Raw genomic sequence first — 8203 nt, 5'->3', positions numbered from 1 at the left:
TCCCCCCCATCTCTCCCCCCATCTCACCCCTGATCTCACCCCCCATCTCTCCCCCCTTCTTTCACCCCCGTGGTACACACCCGCACAGCCCAGCGACACCACACCTACAACAGCCCGACGCGGATCCAGCACTCCTACTCGTACCGGTGCGGCCGCCCGCCCTGCCAGGCAATGACCTCGGAATCGCCAAGGACGAGCTCATCCGGGTCGGGAATCTCGATCCGCCGCAGGAACTCGATCAGATCCGCATCGGAGAACGCCACCCCCAGGACCGTGTCAACGCCACGGAACCGGATCACCACCCGCCGACCGGGGAGATCCGTCGCACCAGGATCGGTACATGCTCCACAGCCCCAGCGTGCGACGGGACACGGCACACGGCATCCAGACGCCCCGCTCAGGGGGCCGTGAGAAGGCCACGCCCTCCACATACGAACGCAGGCGGCGATCCGCTTGACCAAGCGTCACGGACTGGGTTTGCGGTCACGGCCGGACCATCCCCGCAGGCACAGGGTCCACGCCTCATGTTGCTGGAGCCTAGAGATGGAGCCTCCTCCAGCGCCATCAGAACCAGGAATCCCACCTGAAGCGGTGAGCCGATCGCGCCGGGGAAGCCCAGCAACACCGCAATGTCGGAGCGGAGGTTGCATTCGAGGACGTCGGTCTCCTCGTGCCGCACGGCTCCCTCCCAGGAAAGCGTGCGTACGGCGACGGTGACCGGGCCAAGGCCTTCACGCTGTCCGTCCCGCGCCGCCATCTCCGCCCACTGCCTCGCCGACGACGCCCGCGACCACGTCACCTACTGCCGGACCCTGCGCGGAATGGCGCTTCAGGCCTCCAACCTCGGCTACGGGACGAAGGCGTTGGAGCTCGCCGACTCGGCAGCCGAGGCCGCACCGTCAGCCGGCCCCCGACTCGTGGCGTTCCTGCGCGGCCAGCAGGCCCACGGCGCCGCCATGGTCAAGGACCGCCGCCAAGCCTTCGCCCGCCTGCGAGAGACCGAGGACGCCCTCTCGCGAGCCGACGGCCGCAACGACGCCGTAGGCGGCTACGACCGAACCGCCTATGAGTGCCACCTCTTCCACGTCCTCGCCGAACCTGACCTGCGGTGGGGAGGTTTACAGAGTCACCAGTGAGTCACCGCTGGGGCAGAGCGCTTACCTCCTCCCACGAAAGGACGTCTTCACACGCTTGCCTCCCCTTCCCCACGCCGTCGGCGTATTTCCGGCCCGCCACGGCCGCTGCGTGACTCCCGACCCGGGACCGTTGCCGTACGCGTCGTGGTCGGTGGACACCCCTCCCTTCGAAAACACTGCAGTCGGGGTCGATCAATATCTGTCCCGGCGGTCTGAGAATTTGATGCACTCCACAGGGAGAGTTTTTGCCGCACCGCGGAGGGTGGAAATATTCAGCGTACGCAGGCCGCAGCAGCGTGCTACTGTCGGTCTCGGTTGCAGTTTTGATACCCAAAAATTTCTAGCGCCCCCATTGACCTCCGAGGTCACACGCAAGCGCTTTGCATTTCCGGTCATTTTCCGGGCGGGGCATCATCGCGGCGACACGGTATCCGCACCATGCGGACGCTGGTGTACTGCCCCGAAGGAGATATGACATGGCTACTGGCACCGTCAAGTGGTTCAACGCGGCAAAGGGTTTCGGCTTCATCGAGCAGGACGGTGGCGGCGACGACGTCTTCGCCCACTTCTCGAACATCGCCGCCCAGGGTTTCCGCGAGCTGCTCGAAGGCCAGAAGGTCACCTTTGACATCGCGCAGGGCCAGAAGGGCCCGACGGCCGAGAACATCGTTCTCGCCTGACGCTGAGCGCATTTTGTAGCTGGGGCCCGCATCCCTCGGGGTGCGGGCCCCAGCTGCACGCATTTCCCGTGGCGTGTTTCCCTGCGGGACGACCACGGACGGGCACAGCCCTCTCAAGGGCCACCCCGAGTAATTCTCGTGATTTCGCTTCCGCGTGAAGCCTGCCGTTCCAGCGCTCGTGCCCGTGCAGTTTTCCTGCAGGCCCGTCTGCGCTTTCGCATTCCATTCGGCCCGTTCTTGCGATTCCCCGCACCGCTGTTTCGCTGCGAGGGAATTCCTTGGTACGTGCCGTATCAAGGAAGGTTCTGAATGAACCCCACCCGTACGAACAACCGCTCCGCTCGCACCCGCGGCCGCACCGGCGGCCCCGTTTTCGGCGCCGGCGCCGGCTCTGAGCGGGGCAGCCGCTTCGGGTCGCCCGCGGCGAGCCGCTCCGGGGGCCGTTCCGGAGGTCCGAGCCGCTCGGCCGGCTACGGCCGCCGGCCCGCCGCGGTGCAGGGTGAGTTCGCCCTTCCGAAGACGATCACTCCGCCGCTGCCGGCCGTCGAGGCGTTCGTCGCTCTCGACATGCCGGCGGAGTTGCTGGCCGCACTGGGCACGCAGGGGGTGTCGGTGCCGTTCCCGATCCAGGGCGCGACCCTGCCGAACTCCCTCGCCGGGCGTGACGTCCTCGGCCGCGGCCGGACCGGCTCCGGCAAGACCCTCGCCTTCGGCCTCGCCCTGCTGGCCCGCACCGCCGGACAGCGCGCCGAAGCCCGTCAGCCGCTGGCCCTGATCCTGGTCCCGACCCGTGAACTGGCCCAGCAGGTCGCCGACGCCCTCACCCCCTACGCCCGCGCCGTGAAGCTGCGCCTGGCGACCGTGGTGGGTGGGATGCCCATAGGACGTCAGGCCAACGCGCTCAGGGGCGGCGTCGAGATCGTCGTCGCCACTCCGGGACGACTGAAGGACCTCATCGACCGCGGGGACTGCCGCCTGAACCAGGTCGCGATCACCGTGCTGGACGAGGCCGACCAGATGGCCGACATGGGCTTCATGCCGCAGGTCACCGCGCTGCTGGACCAGGTGCGTCCCGAGGGGCAGCGGATGCTGTTCTCCGCGACCCTGGACCGCAATGTCGACCTCCTCGTGCGCCGGTACCTCACCGACCCGGTCGTGCACTCGGTGGACCCCTCACAGGGTGCGGTGACGACGATGGAGCACCACATCCTGCACGTCCACGGCGCGGACAAGCACGCCACGACGACGGAGATCGCCGCCCGCGACGGCCGCGTGATCATGTTCCTCGACACCAAGCACGCCGTGGACCGCCTCACCCAGGACCTCCTGAGCAACGGGGTCCGCGCCGCGGCCCTGCACGGCGGGAAGTCCCAGCCCCAGCGGACCCGGACCCTGGCCCAGTTCAAGACCGGACACGTCACCGTCCTGGTCGCCACCAACGTGGCCGCGCGCGGCATCCACGTCGACAACCTCGACCTCGTCGTCAACGTGGACCCGCCCACCGACCACAAGGACTACCTCCACCGCGGCGGCCGCACCGCCCGCGCCGGCGAGTCCGGCAGCGTCGTCACCCTCGTCACCCCCAACCAGCGCCGCGACATGAACCGCCTCATGCAAGCTGCCGGGATCGTGCCGCAGACCACGCAGGTCCGCTCCGGCGACGAGGCCCTCAACCGGATCACCGGCGCCCAAGCCCCCTCCGGCATCCCCGTGGTCATTACGGCACCGGTCGCCGAACGCACCAAGCGCGGTGCGGCCCCCCGCGGCAGGCGGCGGCCCGCTCCGGCTGGCCGGCGCACCGGTGTGCGGCAGTCCGCTTTCGACGCGGCCGCCTGAGGACCACGTGATCAGAAGACTGACCCATCTCTGCAGGAGGCACGTTGTGACGCTGGTCCAGATGCAGCCCCGCTCAGCACGTGCCAACCCGGCGCCCCGGACGGTGGACGATGCCATGGATACGGCCGGACCGCAGGTCTGTGACGACATGACGGTCGAGGTGGCCCTGGCCGTCATGTCCAGTGCCCGCGAGGACCAGCTGCTCGTCTGTGACGAGGACGGCCAGTGCACCGGGCTGGTCACCCATGCCCAGCTCGCCGCCATCCGAGACAGCGCGGATTACACGGACCAGGTCCGTCTGCGCGCTGTCATCCCCTCACCCAGGACCACGATGGCCAAAGCCGAGCACGCGATGCGCTACCGCGGGCTCGACGCCCTGGCCGTCGTCGATGAGCAGGGCAGCGCCCTGGGTGTGCTCGCCCTCGCCCGCTGAACAGCCCCACCGCGGCACAATCACCCCCTTCTTCTGCCTGTGAGGCCTCATGCGCTGTGTCATCGCCCGCTTCCCGTTCGAGCTGACCAAGAGCGGTGTCCTGGAGTCGATGAAGGGCGTCAAGCCCGAGCAGGGCTTCGGGGAGTCCGTGATCATCGGCCGCCGCACCTACCCCGTCAAACAGGTCGGTCAGGTCATCACCCGCCAGGACCGCCGTGACTTCAGCGCCGGTGAAGTCCTCCGGGCCATGACCCAGCTCGGGTTCACCTGCCGCGCTCTCCCCCGGGCCGCCGTGTCCACGCGCGTCCTCAGCCCGCACCAGCAGGTTTCCGCGGTGCTCGGCATCCCGGTGACTGTCTGACCAAAGGGACCGGCGCGAGCCGACACCGGAACAGCGAGGAGGGCCCGACCGGCACGTGCCGGTCGGGCCCTCCCGTGCACCCGGGGGTTCCTGCGTGGCCGCCGGTCAGTGGGCGCGCGTCTCCCCCATCGCTGGCGGCGCCGAATACCTCCTCACCAGCCACACGAAAATCTATGCTGGCTGGAGTAGACATTGGGCTGTGGCCTAGTTATGGTTTCTCTCGTAGCCCAGAGAGACCGAAGGGCCCGGCAGAGACGAACTGCCGGGCAGCAGGACCCGCAGTACAGGTAGTTGCGGTTCAGCAGGGCGGTGCGGTGGTGGAGTCTCGAAGCCAGGGTTTTGCAGTACGGCGACGGGACTGGCGACCGGACCGGGCGGCCCGCAGTGATCAGGGGCAGCCGAGAGAAGTAGCGCAGTCGCAGTACCCGCAGTAAGTCAGTGAGCAGCACCTCGGTGAAGGCGTCGGCTGCGGGCGCGCGCACCGGGAAGTTCGGCAGTGGGGTTCTAAGCCAGAGCAGACGCAGGACGGGCGACGGGGCTGGCTGCCGAAGAGTGGCGCTGGGTCAGGCCACCAGTAGTACGCAGTAGAGCAGTACGAGCAGTAAGCAGTTGATCACCGAGGGAAGAACGGAGGAGCAGAGCACCATCAGGATCGCCCGGGCGGAAGTGCGAACCCGGGTACCGCAGGACATCGATAGTGAGGTGGTCTCCGGTCAAGCAATCGCGATCCCCGCACTCCCGACGGCATCTCCGTCGGGTCGGCGGAAACACGGGGTCGGCGCAGTATCAGGGCCGACAGATGGTGTATTAGTTCCTTCGGGGCCCTGGTGCCGTACGGCACCAGGGCCCCTCCACGCGTTCCATGAGAGAGGTGCAATGACAGCAGAGAATCCGACCGGCCCGCTCGGCGGCCACCTGGACGACGACGACTTCCCCGCCTACACGATGGGCCGGGCCGCCGAGATGCTCGGCACCACCCAGGGCTTCCTCCGCGCCATCGGCGAAGCCCGCCTCATCACCCCGCTGCGGTCCGAGGGCGGCCACCGCCGCTACTCCCGCTACCAGTTGCGGATCGCCGCCCGCGCCCGGGAGCTCGTCGACCGCGGCACCCCGATCGAGGCCGCCTGCCGCATCGTCATCCTCGAAGACCAGCTCGAAGAAGCCCAGCGCATCAACGCCGAATACCGCCGCGCCGCCGAAACGTCCGGGCCGCCGCCTTCGGTCTGAGGTGAGCGTGCCCGCCGGTTTCGGTCGTCACCGTCGGGTCGTGGCTGCGAGCTGGATTGTGGGGATGCTATTCAGGCCCCGACGCTTCTGTGAGGTCCGCTCCGGCGTCAGCGCTGCGCGTGGCCTGCTGAGTGCCGTGCCAGTCCAGGCACATGACAGTGGCGTCGTCCTGGAGGCGGCCGCCGTGGGCGCGCAGCACCGCCGCGACGAGGGCCCGGGAGGCCTCGCGTGGATGGAGATCGCAGGTGTTCACGATCAGCGAATGCAGGTCGACCTCGACGGCGCGGCGCTCCAGCATGCCGTCGGTGAGCATCACCAGCCGGTCACCCGATCGCAGGTCCAGCCGCTGCACCCGGTAGGCGGTATGGGGATGGACCCCGAACGGCAGGTCCACTTCGGGAACGATCTCCTCAAGCCTTCCGTGTCTCAGGCGTAGCGGCCAGGGGTGTCCCGCATTGACGAACCGAGCGGTCCCGTCGAGCAGGCTGACGTGCAGCAGCTGTCCTGTGACGAAGCCCCCTCGACCGTTGTCGAGGAGTGCCTGGTTGGCCGCGAGGGCCTGCTCTTCGAGCTCGGCGCCGGCACGTCTGGCCCTCCGCAGGGCGCCGACGGCCAAGGTGGCGAGGAGCGCGGCTTCCACGTCGTGGCCCATCGCATCGGTGACGGAGAGCTGCATGGTGTCGCGGTCGACGACATAGTCGAGGGTGTCGCCGCCGACGTGCGTCGCCGGTTCCAGCGCTCCGGCGACCGTGAACTGGGCCGCCTCACATGCCAGCGAGGCGGGAAGGAGCCGGTGCTGGATCTCGGCCGCCAGGTTCAGGGGCCGCGTACGGCGGCCCCACTGGTAGACATCGGTGAAGGACCGGTTCGCGATGACGATGTAGGCCAAGGCGTGCGCGGTCGCAGCGATCTGCCTCATCGCGTCCTCGTCGGGGCGATCGGGAAGGAAGAGCTCCAGCAGCCCGATCGCGTCGCCGCGGTTGGTCACGGGCGCAACGACCCTGACCGGTCCGGTGCCCTCCCGCTGCACGGCCGGCCGCTGTGTGCGTACCACTTCCCCGTAGAGGGTGCCGGGCAGAGAGATGCGCTGGGGTGGCTCGCCGGACTTGACGTCGTCGGCCGCACCCAGCCGTACCACCGAGGATCCGGTGAAGTCGACGATCAGGAACGAGACCGTGGCAGCGTGCAGGCGGTCCCGGAGCATCCGCGCGACGACGTCAAGGGATTCGACCGGGGAAGCGGCTTCCGCTGCCGCGAGCGCGCCGGCAAGGTCCACTTCTCCCTCCCGCTCGCAGCCGGCGCGCCACTGCTGGGCGCCCGGGTCCCGATCCTCAGTGGGTGGCACGGCCCCGCTCCTTCCCACAAGGGGTACTCGCACTCGCCGCACGGCTGCTGCCCAGCTCTCGCCGGCCGCCCGAGGCCTACGGTCGTCAACACAGCCGTGCCAAGGCCGACACGTGGACAGTTCGCAGGCCCACGGCCACGCACGACACACGTCCGAGAAGGCCGCTCTCTGGACCGACCGATGCCCACCTTGCCCGAGGACCCGCAGACCGGGGGCCTGCCAGCGCCCGTGAAGGCCGTGCTGCCGGACTGGATCACCCGACCAGCAGGTACCGCTCCCCTGCCCGCTCGACCTCGCTCGATGCCGCCAGGCCAACGGCACGGTTCGGCCTCCTGCCATCTCGGGGCACGGGGTTGCACAGCAAGCGCCAGGGCATGCGAGTGGGGCCATAGGAGCCGGGCACACGAGAGCCCCCGGTGCGGTTGCCAAGGATGAGGAGACGGTTCTGTGGGCGGTGTGTGGACGTACGCACAGGACAGCGGTTACGAGTCTCGGCAGTCCCTGGTGGGTTTCACCGTGGAGGCCGCTGATGGTGCCATCGGACACGTCGACCGCCAGCAGGACCAGCCCGGCAGGCAGCACCTGGTGGTCGAAACCGGCGGGTGGGTGTTCGGCAAGAGCGTCCTGATCCCGGCCAGCGCCGTCACCAGCATCGACACGGAAGCGCGAACGGTGATGGTCACGAGTACCCGGGAAGAGATCAAAGCTGCCCCCCGGTTCACCACCGACAGCGAAACAGCCGACGACGAATACCTGTCCGCGGTCGGCGAGTACTACGTCTCCCTCCGCCGCCCGCTCGCGACCTGACCCGAAGCCGGTCGGCGGTTCGCCTGGGACATCGGCGCGGTGCTCTCCACAACTGCGCCGACCCCAAGCCTGCCCCCGCCCGACCCGGGCCGGAGTGCGCGGACGTGCGTCAGGGCCGGAACCGCTCCTGCGGTTCCGGCCCTGACGCATGTCGATCAGTGCTTGAAGACGTCCTTGGCCTTCTCCTTGGCCTCGCGGGCATCGCCCTTGGCCTGCTCGGCGCGGCCCTCGGCGGTCAGCCGCTCGTTGCCGGTCAGGCGGCCAGCGGTCTCCTTGAGCTTGCCCTTGGCCTGCTCGCCCTTCGCCTCGGCCTTCTGCTCACCAGACACAGCTGATCACTCCCTCTTCGGTGGAAAAGCCCTACGCAGCCCCGTATGG

9 protein-coding genes and 1 pseudogene are annotated in these 8203 nt (G+C 68.8%); 7 read left to right on the top strand and 3 right to left on the bottom strand.

From position 1 onward, the window contains the following. Positions 1–134: 134 nt before the first annotated feature. Positions 135–263: a hypothetical protein gene (locus IE248_RS38240; protein ID WP_268254103.1), complete on the bottom strand. Its 129-nt coding sequence runs from the start codon at positions 261–263 to the stop codon at positions 135–137. Positions 264–761: 498 nt separating this feature from the next. Here IE248_RS38240 and IE248_RS25125 point away from each other — a divergent pair. The 6 genes and pseudogenes from IE248_RS25125 to IE248_RS25100 all read left to right on the top strand — a co-directional run. Continuing rightward, positions 762–1097: pseudogene (locus IE248_RS25125) on the top strand (NsdA family TPR-like regulatory protein); the annotation flags it as partial. A gap of 515 nt (positions 1098–1612) precedes the next feature. Next, positions 1613–1816 (top strand): cold-shock protein, encoded by a 204-nt coding sequence (locus tag IE248_RS25120; protein WP_008735742.1) that lies wholly within the window; start codon positions 1613–1615, stop codon positions 1814–1816. 309 nt (positions 1817–2125) lie between these two features. Then, positions 2126–3652 (top strand): DEAD/DEAH box helicase, encoded by a 1527-nt coding sequence (locus IE248_RS25115; RefSeq protein ID WP_190031748.1) that lies wholly within the window; start codon positions 2126–2128, stop codon positions 3650–3652. 46 nt (positions 3653–3698) lie between these two features. Further along, positions 3699–4085 (top strand): CBS domain-containing protein, encoded by a 387-nt coding sequence (locus IE248_RS25110; RefSeq protein WP_190031747.1) that lies wholly within the window; start codon positions 3699–3701, stop codon positions 4083–4085. Between the two features lie 49 nt (positions 4086–4134). Beyond that, positions 4135–4446 (top strand): SCO5918 family protein, encoded by a 312-nt coding sequence (locus tag IE248_RS25105; protein WP_190031746.1) that lies wholly within the window; start codon positions 4135–4137, stop codon positions 4444–4446. Positions 4447–5322: 876 nt separating this feature from the next. Beyond that, positions 5323–5673 carry a helix-turn-helix domain-containing protein gene (locus IE248_RS25100; RefSeq protein ID WP_073797340.1) on the top strand — a complete coding sequence of 117 codons (351 nt, stop codon included), beginning with the start codon at positions 5323–5325 and terminating at the stop codon, positions 5671–5673. Between the two features lie 67 nt (positions 5674–5740). On the opposite strand, the gene IE248_RS25095 is transcribed toward IE248_RS25100, so the two are convergent. Further along, entirely contained in the window at positions 5741–6949 is a 1209-nt protein-coding gene (locus IE248_RS25095) for a PP2C family protein-serine/threonine phosphatase (protein ID WP_190031825.1), read from the bottom strand. A gap of 516 nt (positions 6950–7465) precedes the next feature. On the opposite strand from IE248_RS25095, the gene IE248_RS25090 reads away from it, so the two are divergent. Continuing rightward, on the top strand, positions 7466–7825 hold the full coding sequence (locus IE248_RS25090; protein WP_190031745.1) for a PRC-barrel domain-containing protein: 360 nt from the start codon (positions 7466–7468) through the stop codon (positions 7823–7825). Between the two features lie 155 nt (positions 7826–7980). Here the strand turns inward: IE248_RS25090 and IE248_RS25085 are convergent, their stop codons facing one another. Continuing rightward, positions 7981–8154 carry a CsbD family protein gene (locus IE248_RS25085; protein ID WP_073795295.1) on the bottom strand — a complete coding sequence of 58 codons (174 nt, stop codon included), beginning with the start codon at positions 8152–8154 and terminating at the stop codon, positions 7981–7983. Between the last annotated feature and the right edge of the window lie 49 nt (positions 8155–8203).

Source organism: Streptomyces goshikiensis (assembly GCF_014650555.1).
Taxonomy (GTDB): domain Bacteria; phylum Actinomycetota; class Actinomycetes; order Streptomycetales; family Streptomycetaceae; genus Streptomyces; species Streptomyces goshikiensis.
Note: the sequence above shows the minus strand (reverse complement) of the source record. Positions and strands in the feature narration are given on the sequence as shown.

What these genes read in the sequence shown, in the direction of transcription:
- IE248_RS25120 (WP_008735742.1), top strand. Translation starts at nt 1,613, where the DNA reads ATGGCTACTGGCACCGTCAAGTGGTTCAACGCGGCAAAGGGTTTCGGC.
- IE248_RS25115 (WP_190031748.1), top strand. Translation starts at nt 2,126, where the DNA reads ATGAACCCCACCCGTACGAACAACCGCTCCGCTCGCACCCGCGGCCGC.
- IE248_RS25105 (WP_190031746.1), top strand. Translation starts at nt 4,135, where the DNA reads ATGCGCTGTGTCATCGCCCGCTTCCCGTTCGAGCTGACCAAGAGCGGT.
- IE248_RS25100 (WP_073797340.1), top strand. Translation starts at nt 5,323, where the DNA reads ATGACAGCAGAGAATCCGACCGGCCCGCTCGGCGGCCACCTGGACGAC.